Genomic DNA, 15,207 nt, shown 5'->3' with positions numbered 1-15,207 from the left:
CATCAATTGAGCATAATAAAACTGCTGCCGTTGGGTTATGGAACGTATGTTCCTCACGCTTAAATTATCACCTTCATCTCTTATCGCTACATCCAACACCCTCTTCGACAATAATTTTATGGCACTGACCCAGGAAGAACAAACAGATATCCTTATCATAGGCGGCGGACCCGGCGGACTCGCTTGTGCTCGCATGCTCGCAGAAAACGGAAAACAGGTGCTTTTAATCGAACGAAAGCCTGCTATTGGTCCCAAAGTATGCGCCGGCGGCATAACCTGGAGTGGTCTTCTGCAACATGTACCGGACACATTGATTGAAAAGTCTTTTCCCGTACAGCACATCTACACCAGACAACAGCATGTACTGGTTGCGGAAAAGCAGCCGGTGGTAGCTACTGTTAACAGAGAAAAAACAGGCCAATGGATGGCAGCTAAAGCACAGGAGGCAGGTGTAAAAATATTTACAGACACCCACGCCCTAAAAATTAAAAATAGACAAGTCGTTGTTCGCCAAGGCACCGAGATAAAAAACATTGAATATAAGCAACTGGTTGGAGCAGATGGTGCCAACTCTCTCGTTCGCCGTTACCTGAATCTGAAAAACACCCTATCAGGTGTGGGGCTAAACTGTATCCTGCCTATTCAGCGAGATAATATGGAGTGGCACTTGCTACCCCATCTTTTTCATTATGGTTACGCGTGGATATTTCCTCACAAAGAAAACATATCGATTGGCGCTTATGCCCCTAAAACAGCAATTTCAACAAAACAGCTGAAGCAGAATCTTATCATCTGGGCCCGGTCACGAGGAATAACCGTCCCTGCAGATCAAATACGGGCCGGAATCATCAATTTCGATTACCAGGGCTATGCTTTCGGCAACAGCTGGCTTGTCGGCGAGGCGGCCGGATTAGCTTCAGGGCTCACCGGAGAAGGTATATACCCTGCCATCGTTTCCGGCCAGGTTGTCGCGCAAAAAATTCTTGACCCCAACTATCCGGCCCATGAACTTGCCAGGATGGTCAAAAAACAACAAAGACATCATAAAATAATTCACTATGCACAGCGCGCCCCGGCATTATGCAGCCTGCTCATGAACCTGCTGGTTTTGTTGTTACGGGTAAAAATACTTGATTTTCGCATGCTTGAAATGGCAGACTGATGTGTGCAATCTATTAACGAGTGTCTATCAATAAATGAGGATTTTGGTTTGATAGCAGGTAAGCGGCAGACTCCGAGCCATGCGGAAAAATTTACCACAGGCATATGATTGATATCTGAATCTACGCTTACCTCCGAGGATAAATTTTCTCGCATAACGCCGCTATCAGGCCTAAATACCATTTATGGATGCGCACTCAGCGACCTTCTCGGTCAAGGAGTTTCCCACTAAGTAATGAACACCAAAAAGAAAAACATTTTTTACAATATCCTCTTTCTCGTGGTTTGCGGGGTCATTTTTACCTTCCTCTATATTGCGCCTCCTGAAACCACCTCACCTCTGCCTCATGATGATGATCACCAACAATTCATGCACATGAAAAAGAAGGCAGCAGAAAAACAGTGCGACCAATGTCACTCAAGTGATGGTGTCGCACCGCTACCGGACGATCACCCACCAAAATATCGCTGCTTATTTTGTCATAAACGAACCCAGCAATAGGGTATATGTAAACTATATGGAAACAAGAAACGTCTTCTACATATCCGGTTCCACAGCAATTCTTGCCGAAGACATGGGCAGGGCCCTGCTGGCACAATTTAGAGATATTCGCTTCCGCGAAGAGCGTATCCCTTTCATCCAGACTGTCGAGCAGGCCAAACAAATTCTGCAAAGAATCCTGGACCAGTCCAAAGGGGAGAAACCACTTGTTTTCTGCACCATCATGGACCAGGCAACAAGAGACGTGTTTAATGATAACCGGCTCATTTACTTTGATATCTTTTTACAGACCCTGGAGCGACTAGAAGACATCCTCCAAACCAAAGCAAGAAGAGAACCTGGATATTCAAGGCATTTTACCATTTCCAGGATGAATAAGAGGGTAGATGCCATCCATTTCTCCCTGGACCATGACGACGGCACCAAAACCAAAGAATATGACAAGGCAGAAATTATCCTTGTCGGTGTTTCCCGAACAGGGAAAACTCCAGTGAGCATTTATATTGCCACCCACATGGAATTAAAAGCGGCAAACTTTCCTCTGACCGCAGATCACCTGAACGATCATGAATTGCCAAAGGATCTGGTCCGAAATCGAAAACGGGTTATCGGGTTAACATCTTCGCCCAGGTATCTTCATGATATAAGAGAGAAAAGATATCCTGGATCATCCTACGCCAGTCTGCAAAACTGCACTAAAGAACTGCAACAAGCGCGTCAATTATTTACGCGACATGGCATTAAGGTTGTCAATGTCGAAGGTCGTTCAATAGAAGAGCTCGCAGTACAGGCAGTGCAGCATGTAGGCATGAAAAAAAATCACCAACGAGGATCCCGGCTCAAACCACTGGGATAAAATGACAAATGAGGCAATGGATACAAAAGGTGCCTTTTCCCGTATTGCTGCTGTTGTGCATAATGATTGGCCTGGCACCCTTTTCGCCTGAGCCGCATTTGGTTGAAAAAATACGGATGCTTATTCAGGGTACCCTGAAAAGACCAATTGATATTTTTGACCTGTTTTTCCATAGTGCCCCACTGGTGCTGCTTGTCGTGAAAACCTATTCCATGATAGCAACCAAAAAACGCAAAAGCTAAGGTGTGATGGACTCGTAAAAAGTCCATCACTCACTAAAGTTGGCTAAGTACAAAAGTCCGATATACAAGGCGCAGTTTTTCGCTCGAGGCTTTGGCTATACATATGGTATGTCAAAGCCTCGAGCAAAACCTGCAACACCGTAGATCGGACTTTTTACGACACCATCAATGTATAACAAATCAACGAGCTATCAACCCGGTGAGTAGTTACAAGTCAGGCACCTCTCAACCCTCTTTAACGTACGGAATAATAAATGTTTATATGGTTAACCAGCCCCGAAGCATGGGTCGCATTGGCGACCCTGACATTATTGGAAATAGTCCTGGGTATTGATAACATCATATTTATTACCATTCTGGTAAACAAACTGCCCGAACACCAGCGAAAATTTGCCCGGCAGACAGGGCTCCTGCTTGCCATGTTGACCAGACTGATACTTCTTTTCTCAATCGCTTGGGTTATGGGCCTTACCACTCCATGGTTCACTATTTTTGAACAAACCATCTCCGGTCGGGATATAATCTTGGTGGGTGGTGGCCTGTTTCTTCTCTTTAAAGCAACCCATGAGATTCACACCAGTCTTGAGGGAGGCGAAGAACACAGCCATGTATCAGCCAAGGCCACTCTAGGCAGCATGCTGGTGCAGATTGCCCTGCTTGATATCGTCTTTTCTCTCGATTCGGTGATCACTGCGGTCGGCCTGGCAGATCATATTTCAATCATGGCTATTGCTATCGTGGTTGCGGTGGGGGTTATGCTGTTTTCCGCCAAAAGCATAGGCGACTTTGTCGACGCCCACCCTACCATAAAGATTCTGGCTCTTTCCTTTCTCCTTTTGGTAGGCGTTACCCTGATTGTAGAAGGTTTTGATGTCCACGTGCCCAAGGGGTATATCTATTTTGCCATGGCCTTTTCAGTGGGGGTGGAAATGCTCAACATGCGAATGCGAAAAAAACAAATTAAACCGATTAAACTGCGCAAACAGGCATTAGACTAAATTCTGCCTGGAAATCGTCTGAAATCATAGCGGTCGAAATTGACCATTTTCGTTTGATCAATTATGCTAGGTGCCACTTGTACCAAGACAGAGGCAAAAATTTCTTGCCCGTTGCTTGCCGGCAGAAAAACGATGCTCTGCTTGCTGCTTATTGCAAGTTTTTTACTTGCCGGATGGAAAAATCAGAATACAACAATGGAGAAAACTGTGCCAGACACAACCGATATAGCAACCCTGATGGATACCCCACAAATTTTACAATTACTCTTCCATCCACGCACTACCCCACAAAACACGCCGCCAAAAGATGCGGTGGATATGGATGCAACCGTTGGTGATGGTCTGCAAATCGGATGCCGCATTTTTACAGTCTCCAAGGATGCCCCCATCATTATATTCTTTCATGGTAACGGTGAAGTCGTCCCAGATTATGACGAGATAGGTCCTATGTACCAACAGGTGGGCATCAACTTTGCTATTGCCGATTATAGAGGATACGGATGGAGCGAAGGCACCCCCTTGCTCAGCACTTTCCTGGAAGACAGCAACCAGTGCTTTGACCAACTCCGCTCCTGGTTTATTGATAACGGGTATACCGGTGATATATTTGTCATGGGCCGCTCGCTGGGTAGTGCTTGCGCCATAGATATTGCAGTTAACCGAGCCGACGACCTTACCGGCCTGATCATAGATTCTGGTTTTGCCCTCACGCTGCCGTTGGCAAAAGTACTGGGCATCGACCTTGAAGCATTTGGCCTCCATGAAGGACAGACTTTTGACAATGCGGGCAAGATAGAACAGTTTACAAAACCAACCTTCATGCTCCACGGTCAGATTGACCAACTGCTCCCGATGTGGCAAGCAGAAAAACTACATTCCATGTGCGGCGCCAAAACCAAAGAACTGCAGGTTGTCCCTGGTGCAGACCATAACTCCCTGATCGCCGTCGGTGGTGTAATCTACTTCCAGACAATCAAAAAATTTATCGATAAAGTCACTGATGCCGTGCCTGATTGGCGGGAAAGAAGAAAAGCGTTTAAAGCACAGCAGGCAGCACAACAAAATGACTGAAAAAAGAAAAGACTACCTGTCGTGGGATGAATATTTCATGGCAGTAGCCCTATTATCAGGTTTGCGCTCCAAAGATCCCAGCACTCAGGTTGGGGCCTGCGTAGCCAACCCGCAAAATAAAATTGTCGGTGTGGGGTATAACGGATTTCCCTGGGGTTGCTCGGATGATGATCTTCCCTGGGCCAGAGAGGGTGATTTGCTCGATACCAAATACCCGTATGTCTGTCATGCTGAACTTAATGCAGTCCTCAACTCCATCACCTTCGACCTGCGAGATTGCCGTATATATGTTGCCCTGTTTCCCTGCAATGAATGCACAAAAGTCATCATTCAAGCGGGTATTCGTGAAATCATATATATGTCGGATAAGTACAAAGATACCGAATCGGTCAGGGCATCTAAAATAATGCTTGAGAAATCCAACACTCATTACCGGCCTTTTGTTCCTGAGCGAAATTCCATCCTTCTGAACTTTCAGGACCAAAAGTAATGTATTCGGCATTGAAAAAAGACCGATTCATCCTGGCAATGCCCTCTTTTTCTTTTCCTTTCTCCAAAAGGATAGCATGACTAACATCGAATATTACCAAACCTCCATATCCACCCCGTTTATTGAACTCTACAAACTGCTTAAACGGGAAAATCTTACCGCAAGCGGCGGTGAGGCAAAATTTGTAATCAGTGAAGGAATGGTCCAGGTAAACGGTACGACAGAGACAAGGAAAAGAAACAAAATCGTTGTCGGCGACAAAGTTACATTCAATGGCGTAACGTTAGAAGTAACAGAGTAACATCCTCTGCCGGAGAAAGGCAGAGGATGTAAGAATACTCCTGTTTAAGCAGTGAGTTTCCGTTGGGCTTCCAAATAGCGTGCCTCGGTTTTCTGCAGGATTTCAGCCGGCAGTTTAGGAGCAGGCGGTTGTTTATCCCAATCCAGGCTGGAGAGGTAATCCCGTAAAAACTGTTTATCAAAACTTGGCTGTGCCTTGCCTTCCTGGTATTCGTCGAGCGGCCAGAAACGTGAGGAATCCGGAGTCAACACCTCATCAATCAAGATAAGCTCGTCCCCAACCATCCCCAGTTCAAATTTTGTATCAGCAATGATAATACCCTTGGTCTTGGCATAATCGGCAGCCTTCTCATAGAGCTGGGTACTGATAGCAGCCATTTTATCAGCGATATCCTTACCGACAATTTCCTCCATTTTTTCCAAAGATATGTTCTCATCATGTAATCCCTGCTCCGCCTTTGTAGAGGGTGTAAACAGCGGCTGGGGGAATTTACCCGATTCAACCATTCCCTCTGGTAAAGCAAAGCCACAGACCGTAGTATCTTTCTGATAGGCCTTCCAAAAAGAGCCGGAGAGATATCCCCGAACGATGCATTCAATGGGAAGCACCTTGCTTCGCTTCACCAGCATGGAACGTCCTTCTAACTGATCACGATATTGGTGACAAACAGCGGGGAACTGATCCACATCTGCAGAAATCAAATGATTGGGGACGATGTCGCCGAGCAGGTTGAACCAGAACAGAGATATCTGGGTCAACACCTTGCCTTTGCCTGCAATGGGATCATCCATAATCACATCATAGGCGGAAATTCTGTCGGTAGCGACCATCAACAGCTTATCAGGATGGCCAGGGATTTCGTACATATCCCTGACTTTGCCTCGGGAAAGCAATTTCAATTCAGGACAGTCGGTGGTTATGACAGCGTTACTCATGGAAATACTCCTACAATAGTATTTAATTTGAAAGAGATGAAATAAATAATACTGATTTGAAAAAAAGAAATAGTATTAATGGAACCACAAGCAAAATGATGCACTTGGTGCCATGTAAGATATCGAGCTAATGGCGTTTTTTATAAAAAACCTTTTTGTAACTATTCAGCGAAAAGATAAAAACTGTACCTCTACCCCGAACTGTAACTGTTCAGCAGTGCTCCAAATGTTCACAAGCTGACCGATTAGCAGATAAGCTCCGACTTCGATACATCAGTATGCTGGGCGGGCAGATCGTGGAGAGAGGTAAGCGCAGACTCCGTGGGGTGCTGCTGAATAGTTACTCCTTTTTTAGAGTCTGCTTGACAAGGAAACATAGCAACTTATTTTAATCATTAAAAGAAAAACCAATGCCACTAAAAGGAGGCACAAATGCCGATTATACGCTTTGCCGAAAGGGCACCATTCAGAAATCCCTGGGCTGAATTTGAACGTATCCGACAAGGTTTGGATGAATTGTCAAAAAATTACGGAGACCGTGGCCGGCAGCAGGAGAGATCAAATGTTTTTCCGGCTTTAAATATCTATGAGCAGGATGACAGACTCATAGTCACTGCTGAAATACCAGGCGTTTCCAATCAAGACCTCGACATTTCAGTGGAAGGCGAAACACTAACGCTTAAAGGCAAAAGGGAAAACGCTGTCGCCAAAGACACACCAGTCTCCTACCACCGCAGGGAGATTGAATCAGGAACCTTTAGCAGAGCGGTAGCACTACCGGTCAAAATAGACCTGGACAACCTCTCTGCCCGTTTGATTGACGGCATATTGACAATCACCCTGCCTAAAGCGGCCAAGGCAACCCCTAGAAAAATACAGATTCTATCAGAATAAGGAGGTCAAGATGAGCAATCAGGATCTCAAGGCACAACCCAAGACCCCTCATGCTGCCAGCACTGAAGAAGCAACAAAAGCTGAGAACTATTTCTCGCCGTTAGTAGATATATTCGAGACGCCGGAGGCGGTAATCGTCATTGCCGATGTTCCAGGAGTATCCCAGGAAAATGTCGAGATCTCCTTGGACGACAATATATTAACCATCCACGGAAAGATGACTGATCAGCAGCCGGTAGGCAGAGTGATACTTGAAGAATATGAGAGTGGACACTACATGCGAAAATTTACCGTTGCCGAAACCATTGACAGGGAAAAGATTGAAGCTTCCCTTGCAGGCGGGGTACTGAAAGTAATGTTACCCAAACAGGTTCCTGTGCAACCCAAAAAAATAGAAGTAAAAATGGGATAATTCTTTTTCTATAAGCAATACTGAGGACCGCTACTTAGTAGCGGCTTCTTTTGCTGAGCCAACGGGGCAAGAAGTACTGCTGTACTCTACCAGTTCAGCACTGAGAAACCCTATCAGTATTTTAGATTCTATCTCTACCGGTATGCGGCACTCGTCGTCTGTCAACCAGAAGACAGTGTCGCCATCTTTATCGTATAACCCTTTAAAACTCATTACCGGCTTGACCTTGAGGGTCGGCACTTCGCCAAAAATTGATTTACGAGGCTCCCTGCTCAGCAGCTGAACTGCAACCTCATGCCTTTTTTTATCAACAAAGGCAGGGATGATTCTGTCGGTACCTTTCATCAGCCTGAGGGCTCGGGTGATGAAGAAAGCGGAAAACTCATTGTACACGGTGCCGAGGATGGGAAACACTTCTGTTGGTTGTTGATTCTTACGATAGGTGACCTGCAGTGCTTGCTGATCATAGTGAGTCAAGCGTTTGGTTTCGCTTCCCCTGCCCTCTTTCTGGAGGACCTCATAGCGTACCGGCAGTTTCAAATCACCCTTTACATAGGTCGTAAAGGTATCGTCCACCGGGTAAAACAGCTTAAACAAGCCATAATCAGTCACCCGGACACGAATAATATACTCATCCGTCTCTGCTTGTTTTTTCACTGACAGGTAAAGATCACCTATCTTGGGGCCACCACTCCAGGAGATACTGAAGTGCATCTGCTCTTCCCCATCAAACATGTTTGCCAGTACATCAGGTCGCAGGTGTTCCATTTGCGTTTCAACAATATTGTTCTCCGCAGCCGCATCTTTTCCAGCCCAACCGGCAAAACAGGCGATGAAAAGGAAGAAATGGATATAAAAACCTGTTAACCAGATGTAGCGAGAGAAAGCCATGTAGCCACAAAGAGAGTCAGTGAAATAAATCCGTTCATTGAAAAAAACGACATCTTAATACGGGATAAATCAGTAGGAGTCACTATCAAGTGCTGATAAAACAAAGCTCCCCCAGTAATAATGATGCCTATGTAATAGAACAAGTTGAGGTCTGTGAGCACTCCTGTCAAGGTAAAGAGGACAAAGGCCAGCGCATGAAACAGAACGGCTATACGAAAACTTCTTTCGCGGCCTAAGATAGAAGGCATGGAGTGAAGTCCTGCAGATTTATCGAATTCAGCATCAAGACAGGCATAGATACAGTCAAAACCGGCCACCCAAAACAGCACCCCGAGCGAAAGCACCCAAGGATATCCGCTAAGCGTTCCAGAGACAGCTACCCACCCCCCTAGAGGGGCAAAGGCCTGAGCCACACCAAGAACAACATGACAAAGCCATGTGAAACGCTTGGTCAGCGAATAAAAGAGAGTCAGTCCCAGTGCAACCGGTGATATCAACAGCGCGGTTGTATTGAGCATGGCACAAGAAAAAAAGAAAACGCCTCCAGAAACAATCACCAGTAACCAAGATTCAAAAAGTGACACCTCGCCGGCAGGTATCGCCCGAGAGGCTGTTCGTGGATTTGCAGCATCAAACTTACGGTCAGCGATCCGGTTAAACCCCATGGCGCAGGTTCGCGCTCCCACCATTGCTATGATAATCCAGAAAAAAGTCCATACTCCTGGAACCCCTCGCCCTGCCAAAAAGGCTCCAATCAGAGCAAAAGGCATGGCAAAAACAGTGTACTTGAACTTGATCATTTCAAGCAAGGTGTGCAACTTTTTCAGCATCACTCTTCTCCTTTCCACCTCTCACCTGCATTATCGGTGAGACCAAGCAAGTCACATATCCGACCTGTGTAATTTCTTGCCATTGCATCAAAGTCACGGGGCTTATTGTAGAAAGCAGGCATAGGCGGACAAAGCGTTGCACCTGCATCGTGGACGGTGAGCATATTTTTCAGGTGGGTTCGGTTGAGCGGCGTTTCTCGAACAGCCAGAATAAGCGGACGTCTTTCCTTAAGCGTCACATCAGCAGCACGGTGAATAAGATTACCGGAATAACCGCTGGCAATGGCCGCAAGGGTCCCCATGGTACAAGGCAAAACGACCATTGCATCATAACGGGCGGATCCGGAAGCCGGTTTAGCTGCAAAGTTATCTTCAGCAAACCATTGACTCACATAGGGCAAGTCAATCTTGTCAATACCCAGTTCATAGCGCAGCACCTGTGCCCCGGAAGTAGAAATAACACTGTGGACCTCTATTTTCTGCCTGTGCAGTTGTTCGAGCAGACTCGGCACATACAACATCCCTGTCGCACCGGTCACCCCTAAAAGTACACGTTTGACAGTCATATCAGCTCTTTATTCCGATATATATTGATACGATGCCAAAAGTAAGTGGCTTGCGCTGTACCTCGGTAAATCCTGCTTCACGCATCATGGATAAAAGCTCCTCTGGCTCGTAAAAAGCAGCAATGGATGAAGCTAGATATTCGTACGCTTCTTTGTCGCCGGAAACAAGCCCGGCTACGGCAGGCAAAACTTTATTGAGATAAAAGGTATACACCGGTTTTACAATGGGATTGGTGGGCCTGGAAAACTCAAGGATAAGGAGTTTTCCAGAAGGCTTAAGAACCCGGTGCATTTCTTTCAGTCCTTTCAGGGTCTGGGCAAGATTGCGCACCCCAAAAGCTACGGTGCAGCCCCAAAAAGAATTAGTTGCCGCAGGTATTTCTTCGCCATCGCCACAAACCGGGGTGATGCGATCTTTGCGCTGATCTCGCGGCAGTGCTTTTTTCCCGGCACTCAGCATATCCTCACAGAAATCTATGGAAACGACCTGTCTGGCAGAGGCCTGTCGAGCCAGTTCCAATGACAAGGGAAGGGTGCCGGCGCAGAGATCAAGCACAGCGCCATCGGGAAATTCACGAAGCAGCCTGGTCGTCTTCCATCGCCAATACCTGTCTATCTGAAAAGACAGCAGGGAATTAAGCAAGTCGTACTTTTTACTGATGGAGGAAAATTTTTCCCTTACAAATTTTTTCTTCGCCTCTGGGGCTTCTATATTCTGCATAAAATTATCGAACCAAACTATTGTATCAGCGAAATATTTTAAGAGGCAGTGCAGCAGGAGAAGCCTCATTTCTTTTCATCAAATAGGTGAAGAACAACTCCAAGCCTTGCCTTTTGGTGACAGAAAGGTCGTGTTGTATTCCATTGAGATAACTTGAGCACATTTCGCAATCCATGGGAATACGTCTGGCTACCCTATCACAAATTTCAGCCATTTTCTCTACTCCCCTTATCCGGCAATCTACAAAAGTCTCTCTGATTGCCCGAGCCTCCTCAGGTTCCCGGTCCAGGTACTCCTGTCGAATGGCACAGACCGAAAAGACAAAGGGGAGCCCTGTTTTCCGAAACCACTCATCAGACAAGTCCAGTTGCACAGGGTACCTGTTTTCAAAACGCAAACGCAGAGCATCGTCACCAATGGCAAGCACGGCAGAGATATCATCTTCACTGTTGGTTACGGTGATGGCATTGCCGGTTGTATAGATTGGATGTACTTCGTAAAATTCTTCAAGAACAATCTTGGCGAGACGAACGGAAGTTCCTGATTGACCGGTCATAACGATTTTTTTTCCAGCCAGCTGGCCAGGAGGCACCAAGGAAAAAAGATAGACACTGCCAACAGGACCGGTGGCACTGATGGAGAGGTCAGCCAGTATTTGATAATTTTCAGGACGTGCCGCATATTCATACGACGAGACAAACCCCATATCTATCTGACCGGCTTCCAGCAGGGCATTCAGCTCACTGGGCTGGCCTTCAACAATTTGCCACGACTCAGGATATGGGGTCTCCTTCCATATTTCATAGATAGGAGCAGTATTAATGTAGTTAACCATGCCGATAAGGGCCATTATAAACTCCACGTATGTTGTATTCGTGCAGGTTTCACCCTGCTTCCAGCGCTTACCAGATAGCGAAGGACACCTGCCGCATCGACCATGTTCTCTGGTAGGGCTACTGCCAGTACATCCGCCTTCATGCCTGCAGTCAAGGTACCCTGGTCACTGATTGCAAGCGCCTCTGCGCCACCCTTTGTTGCCATGGCAAAAATTTCGGCATCGTTGAGCTCCGGGTAATCCAGATGCAGCAACTGCATCTCCCTCCAGATAGAAACTTCAGGGTTGCTTGCCAGGCTGTCGGTGCCCAAAGCAGGCAATATCCCTTCCTCCAGGTAACGTTTTACCGGCGCCTTGCCGACCTTGAGAAACCGATTACTTCCAGGACAGAGGCACACCTTTGCCCCGCTCTTAGCAAGCATTGTCACTTCCTCATCACTTGCATGCACGGCATGCACGCAAAGAGTACGCTCATCAAGCAAACCTATCTGGGAAAGATACGTAATGGTTCCCCCGCTGCAGGCATTGACTTCGTTTAAAAAATCTTTTTCCCAGAAACCACGCTTCACCAGAAAATCAACCATTTCTCCACTGCCCTGGTTTATCATCTGGATCTCTGCCATTGTTTCGGCAACGTGGATAGGGAGAACGGCTCTGTTTTGATTAGCCCTGCGTTTTAATTGCTGCAATAACTGCTTATGCGTGGAGTAGATCGCATGGGCTGCGCACGGGATATCTGGGGATTCAGCACCTAAACGTGCCAGGTTGTCACCTAGTCTGTGGTTGCTGAAACCGAGGTATTCTTTAAAGGCGAGCAGGTTCCCGGCAAAATGCGGCATCAGCTCCTGGCCGACAGAGGTGTTGCCGATGTCGGCAATAACACTGACGCCTTCTGCATACTGCTGCTCCACAATCTTGCGGGCGGCATCTGCCACCTCAACGCCGGTCGCACCGAGCGCATCCCTTAGTGCGAGCAGAGCCAGAATCCAACCGGTGAACTGGTCCGGCGGATCTCCTTTACCAAGCTGTTCGAGATGGGACAACTCAAGATGGATATGCGCATTAACCAGTGGCGGGGTCAGAACTGCATCGGGATGTTCGACAAGAACAGCATCAGGATAGGCAGCCACCAGGTGAGCCACGGTATTAACCGCGACAATTCGGTTGTGGTGTAGAGCTACGCCTCCTCCGGCAATTGGAGGCTGATCAACCGGCACCACCCAGGGGGCTGCGTGAATGTGGACGGAATCGTTCACGAAAAATCAGACAAAAGTATAATCCATCAAACGCTGTTGCGGCGTAAACCCGGCATCAGTAACCAGATGCCTGATCTCCTTCTCAGACAGCCTGAACTTCACTCCTGCTGCCGCGACCACGTTTTCCTCTATCATGGTTGAACCGAAGTCGTTGGCACCAAAAAAGAGAGACAGTTGAGCTATTTTTGGTCCCTGGGTAACCCATGATGCCTGCACATTAGCGAAATTATCCAGGTAGATGCGGCTCAAGGCAAGCATTCGCAGATAGGTAAAGGAAGATACCTTTTCAATTTTTCTGGCTGCGGCAAGTGCGGTGTTATCAGGCTGAAAAGACCAGGGAATAAAAGCTGTAAATCCACCAGTGCTATCCTGCAGGGTGCGAAGCCTCCGCAGGTGCTCAAGGCGCTCATCAGCGGTTTCAATATGCCCAAACATCATGGTCGCCGTGGTGCGCAGCCCAAGATGATGGGCCTCCTCCATCACCTGGATCCACTGATCTGCATTGCACTTTTTAGGGGCAAGTTCTTCACGAACCCTGTTGGTTAATATTTCCGCCCCACCGCCAGGGATCGAATCAAGGCCGGCATCAATCAGTCGTCTGAGAACCTGCTTGGTGGAAAGCCCTGAAAGCTGGGCAAAATGATATATTTCCGGAGGCGAAAAACCATGAATATGAATACCGGTCAGCTTCATGGTGCGCAGCATGTCCTCATAGTACTCAAGCGGTTTGTCGGGATGCAGTCCCCCTTGGAGCAAAATCTGGGTACCCCCAAGAGCTTGTGTTTCCTTTATCTTGGCAATAAGTTCATCAGAAGAGAGCAGTTGGCCGCCCTCCTCTTCCGGTGCTTTGAAAAAAGCGCAAAATTTGCAGGCGGAAACACAAATATCGGTATAATTGATGTTTCGATCAATTACATAGCTGACAACCGGTTCGGGATGCAGCCTTTTCCTGATACTGTTGGCCAGAAAGCCAAGCTGATGAAGATCAGCTTCTTGTTCAAGAAAACGATACGCATCATCGCTGATTCGGTCGCCCTGCTCTACTTTTGAAATAATTTCTTGTAACATAGCACACCACACTTAAAACGTTGCCAATACGTTATACAACGTATCCCGTTCAATAGGAGTGCGACCAGCTTCTTTGATAAGACGAATAAGGGTCTTGTGACCAAGAGCCTGTGCGGTTTCAGCTCCTGCCATATGTGTAATCACCTCTTCCTTGACTGTACCGTCCATATCATCGGCACCAAAAGAAAGGGCAACCTGGGCTGTTTTGGGTCCAATCATAACCCAGTAGGCCTTGATGTGAGGAAAGTTATCAAGCATCAGGCGGCTGACAGCAATGTTTTTCAGGTCATTCATCCCCGTGGTATTACTGAGATCTGACATGGCGGTATTTTTGGGATGAAAAGCAAGGGGGATAAAAGCGAGAAAGCCGCCGGTTTCATCCTGCAGTTTGCGTAAGGCATCGAGATGTTCAAGACGTTCCTCTATGGTCTCGACATGTCCGTAAAGCATGGTTGCATTAGTACGCAGGCCGTGTTGATGGGCAGTACGGGCAACCTCCAACCATTGATCTCCAGGCAGTTTACGCTCACAGGTCAAATTACGAATTCTGGGGCTGAAAACCTCAGCGCCACCACCAGGCAGGGAGCCAAGTCCGGCTTCTTTCAAAACCTCCAGCGTATCGCCTACTGATTTATCTGCCAGGGTTGCCAGATGATGGATTTCAACACAGGTAAAGGCTTGAATATGTACGTCCGGCCGGACTTCTTTAATAGCCTTTAAGCTATCTACATAATAAGAAAAAGGGAGTTCAGGGTGGATACCACCCACCATATGAATTTCGGTGATTGGCTCGTCCAGCCGTTCCCTGACCTTTTCCTTCACATCTGCAACGGTCATCTCATAGGCCAGCTCGTGGCCTTTCTCTCGACCAAACGCGCAGAACTTACACAGATTTGTACAGATATTTGAGTAATTAACATGCTGATTATAGATGAAAAAAGCGTCGTTTTTGTTGACTCTTTCTCGAACAATATTTGCGAGGTAGCCAAGAGCAAGGATATCCGAACTCTTATAAAGTTGCTGCCCGTCCTCCAGGGTTAAACGCTCCTGGTTACGGACTTTCTCCAAAATTTTACCAAACCCCGCTTGTTCAATATAGTTGTCCATTTGCTTTTCCCGATGGCAAACCATCTCCAAATTGTTCACAAAAAAATAAGCCCCTTGATAGCAAGGGGCTC

At 47.0% G+C, this 15,207-nt stretch carries 19 protein-coding genes; 10 read left to right on the top strand and 9 right to left on the bottom strand.

What is annotated here, in order from left to right:
• Nucleotides 1-37: 37 nt before the first annotated feature.
• From ACHZCY_RS02070 to ACHZCY_RS02035, 8 genes are all read left to right on the top strand, one after another.
• On the top strand, nt 38-1,162 hold the full coding sequence (locus ACHZCY_RS02070) for an NAD(P)/FAD-dependent oxidoreductase (RefSeq protein WP_319547667.1): 1,125 nt from the start codon (nt 38-40) through the stop codon (nt 1,160-1,162).
• 234 nt (nt 1,163-1,396) lie between these two features.
• A complete protein-coding gene (locus ACHZCY_RS02065) occupies nt 1,397-1,663 on the top strand; it encodes a hypothetical protein (RefSeq protein WP_205223198.1) in 267 nt (88 codons plus the stop codon).
• A gap of 16 nt (nt 1,664-1,679) precedes the next feature.
• Nucleotides 1,680-2,519 (top strand): pyruvate, phosphate dikinase/phosphoenolpyruvate synthase regulator, encoded by an 840-nt coding sequence (ppsR, locus tag ACHZCY_RS02060; protein WP_205223197.1) that lies wholly within the window; start codon nt 1,680-1,682, stop codon nt 2,517-2,519.
• 29 nt (nt 2,520-2,548) lie between these two features.
• Entirely contained in the window at nt 2,549-2,761 is a 213-nt protein-coding gene (locus ACHZCY_RS02055; protein WP_319547666.1) for an RND transporter, read from the top strand.
• Nucleotides 2,762-3,015: 254 nt separating this feature from the next.
• Entirely contained in the window at nt 3,016-3,759 is a 744-nt protein-coding gene (locus ACHZCY_RS02050; protein ID WP_319547665.1) for a TerC family protein, read from the top strand.
• Nucleotides 3,760-3,966: 207 nt separating this feature from the next.
• Nucleotides 3,967-4,830: an alpha/beta hydrolase gene (locus ACHZCY_RS02045; protein WP_319547664.1), complete on the top strand. Its 864-nt coding sequence runs from the start codon at nt 3,967-3,969 to the stop codon at nt 4,828-4,830.
• Nucleotides 4,823-5,320: a deoxycytidylate deaminase gene (locus tag ACHZCY_RS02040; RefSeq protein WP_205223194.1), complete on the top strand. Its 498-nt coding sequence runs from the start codon at nt 4,823-4,825 to the stop codon at nt 5,318-5,320. The genes ACHZCY_RS02045 and ACHZCY_RS02040 overlap by 8 nt, the downstream gene beginning before the upstream one ends.
• Nucleotides 5,321-5,396: 76 nt before the next feature.
• Complete coding sequence (locus ACHZCY_RS02035) at nt 5,397-5,621, top strand: RNA-binding S4 domain-containing protein (protein ID WP_205223193.1); 225 nt, start codon at nt 5,397-5,399, stop codon at nt 5,619-5,621.
• 44 nt (nt 5,622-5,665) lie between these two features.
• Here ACHZCY_RS02035 and ACHZCY_RS02030 read toward each other — a convergent pair whose 3' ends face one another.
• A complete protein-coding gene (locus ACHZCY_RS02030) occupies nt 5,666-6,556 on the bottom strand; it encodes a phosphoribosylaminoimidazolesuccinocarboxamide synthase (RefSeq protein WP_205223192.1) in 891 nt (296 codons plus the stop codon).
• Between the two features lie 432 nt (nt 6,557-6,988).
• On the opposite strand from ACHZCY_RS02030, the gene ACHZCY_RS02025 reads away from it, so the two are divergent.
• Both ACHZCY_RS02025 and ACHZCY_RS02020 read left to right on the top strand, forming a co-directional pair.
• Nucleotides 6,989-7,450 (top strand): Hsp20/alpha crystallin family protein, encoded by a 462-nt coding sequence (locus ACHZCY_RS02025; RefSeq protein WP_205223191.1) that lies wholly within the window; start codon nt 6,989-6,991, stop codon nt 7,448-7,450.
• A gap of 10 nt (nt 7,451-7,460) precedes the next feature.
• Nucleotides 7,461-7,862, top strand: a complete 402-nt coding sequence (locus ACHZCY_RS02020) for an Hsp20/alpha crystallin family protein (protein WP_205223190.1) — start codon at nt 7,461-7,463, stop codon at nt 7,860-7,862.
• 30 nt (nt 7,863-7,892) lie between these two features.
• Here the strand turns inward: ACHZCY_RS02020 and ACHZCY_RS02015 are convergent, their stop codons facing one another.
• The 8 genes from ACHZCY_RS02015 to mqnE are packed head-to-tail and all read right to left on the bottom strand — an operon-like array spanning nt 7,893 to nt 15,136.
• Nucleotides 7,893-8,753 (bottom strand): DUF3108 domain-containing protein, encoded by an 861-nt coding sequence (locus ACHZCY_RS02015; protein ID WP_319547663.1) that lies wholly within the window; start codon nt 8,751-8,753, stop codon nt 7,893-7,895.
• Nucleotides 8,726-9,583, bottom strand: a complete 858-nt coding sequence (locus ACHZCY_RS02010; protein ID WP_205223188.1) for a UbiA-like polyprenyltransferase — start codon at nt 9,581-9,583, stop codon at nt 8,726-8,728. Before ACHZCY_RS02010 ends, ACHZCY_RS02015 begins: the two co-directional genes overlap by 28 nt.
• Entirely contained in the window at nt 9,583-10,149 is a 567-nt protein-coding gene (locus ACHZCY_RS02005; protein ID WP_319547662.1) for a UbiX family flavin prenyltransferase, read from the bottom strand. Before ACHZCY_RS02005 ends, ACHZCY_RS02010 begins: the two co-directional genes overlap by 1 nt.
• Before the next feature lies 1 nt (nt 10,150).
• Nucleotides 10,151-10,870: a bifunctional demethylmenaquinone methyltransferase/2-methoxy-6-polyprenyl-1,4-benzoquinol methylase UbiE gene (gene ubiE, locus ACHZCY_RS02000; protein WP_205223186.1), complete on the bottom strand. Its 720-nt coding sequence runs from the start codon at nt 10,868-10,870 to the stop codon at nt 10,151-10,153.
• Nucleotides 10,871-10,895: 25 nt separating this feature from the next.
• A complete protein-coding gene (locus ACHZCY_RS01995; protein WP_205223185.1) occupies nt 10,896-11,720 on the bottom strand; it encodes a menaquinone biosynthetic enzyme MqnA/MqnD family protein in 825 nt (274 codons plus the stop codon).
• The gene (locus ACHZCY_RS01990) at nt 11,720-12,961 is read right to left on the bottom strand and encodes an amidohydrolase family protein (protein ID WP_319547661.1); all 1,242 of its coding nucleotides are present in this window, start codon (nt 12,959-12,961) and stop codon (nt 11,720-11,722) included. The genes ACHZCY_RS01995 and ACHZCY_RS01990 overlap by 1 nt, the downstream gene beginning before the upstream one ends.
• 6 nt (nt 12,962-12,967) lie before the next feature.
• A complete protein-coding gene (mqnC, locus tag ACHZCY_RS01985) occupies nt 12,968-14,029 on the bottom strand; it encodes a cyclic dehypoxanthinyl futalosine synthase (RefSeq protein WP_319547660.1) in 1,062 nt (353 codons plus the stop codon).
• Between the two features lie 12 nt (nt 14,030-14,041).
• Nucleotides 14,042-15,136 (bottom strand): aminofutalosine synthase MqnE, encoded by a 1,095-nt coding sequence (gene mqnE / locus ACHZCY_RS01980; protein WP_319547659.1) that lies wholly within the window; start codon nt 15,134-15,136, stop codon nt 14,042-14,044.
• Nucleotides 15,137-15,207 lie beyond the last annotated feature (71 nt).

The sequence above is a fragment of the Desulfogranum marinum genome, from assembly GCF_963675105.2.
Taxonomy (GTDB): Bacteria; Desulfobacterota; Desulfobulbia; order Desulfobulbales; family Desulfobulbaceae; genus Desulfogranum; species Desulfogranum marinum.
The sequence above is the reverse complement of the archived record's forward strand: the minus strand, read 5'-3'. Positions and strand labels throughout refer to the sequence as shown.

Excerpts from the sequence above, each read along its gene's own strand:
- ACHZCY_RS02070 (WP_319547667.1), top strand. The coding sequence starts at position 38 with ATGGAACGTATGTTCCTCACGCTTAAATTATCACCTTCATCTCTTATC.
- ACHZCY_RS02065 (WP_205223198.1), top strand. The coding sequence starts at position 1,397 with ATGAACACCAAAAAGAAAAACATTTTTTACAATATCCTCTTTCTCGTG.
- ppsR (WP_205223197.1), top strand. The coding sequence starts at position 1,680 with ATGGAAACAAGAAACGTCTTCTACATATCCGGTTCCACAGCAATTCTT.
- ACHZCY_RS02050 (WP_319547665.1), top strand. The coding sequence starts at position 3,016 with ATGTTTATATGGTTAACCAGCCCCGAAGCATGGGTCGCATTGGCGACC.
- ACHZCY_RS02040 (WP_205223194.1), top strand. The coding sequence starts at position 4,823 with ATGACTGAAAAAAGAAAAGACTACCTGTCGTGGGATGAATATTTCATG.
- ACHZCY_RS02035 (WP_205223193.1), top strand. The coding sequence starts at position 5,397 with ATGACTAACATCGAATATTACCAAACCTCCATATCCACCCCGTTTATT.
- ACHZCY_RS02030 (WP_205223192.1), bottom strand. The coding sequence starts at position 6,556 with ATGAGTAACGCTGTCATAACCACCGACTGTCCTGAATTGAAATTGCTT.
- ACHZCY_RS02025 (WP_205223191.1), top strand. The coding sequence starts at position 6,989 with ATGCCGATTATACGCTTTGCCGAAAGGGCACCATTCAGAAATCCCTGG.
- ACHZCY_RS02020 (WP_205223190.1), top strand. The coding sequence starts at position 7,461 with ATGAGCAATCAGGATCTCAAGGCACAACCCAAGACCCCTCATGCTGCC.
- ACHZCY_RS02015 (WP_319547663.1), bottom strand. The coding sequence starts at position 8,753 with ATGGCTTTCTCTCGCTACATCTGGTTAACAGGTTTTTATATCCATTTC.
- ACHZCY_RS02010 (WP_205223188.1), bottom strand. The coding sequence starts at position 9,583 with ATGCTGAAAAAGTTGCACACCTTGCTTGAAATGATCAAGTTCAAGTAC.
- ACHZCY_RS02005 (WP_319547662.1), bottom strand. The coding sequence starts at position 10,149 with ATGACTGTCAAACGTGTACTTTTAGGGGTGACCGGTGCGACAGGGATG.
- ubiE (WP_205223186.1), bottom strand. The coding sequence starts at position 10,870 with ATGCAGAATATAGAAGCCCCAGAGGCGAAGAAAAAATTTGTAAGGGAA.
- ACHZCY_RS01995 (WP_205223185.1), bottom strand. The coding sequence starts at position 11,720 with ATGGCCCTTATCGGCATGGTTAACTACATTAATACTGCTCCTATCTAT.
- mqnC (WP_319547660.1), bottom strand. The coding sequence starts at position 14,029 with ATGTTACAAGAAATTATTTCAAAAGTAGAGCAGGGCGACCGAATCAGC.
- mqnE (WP_319547659.1), bottom strand. The coding sequence starts at position 15,136 with ATGGACAACTATATTGAACAAGCGGGGTTTGGTAAAATTTTGGAGAAA.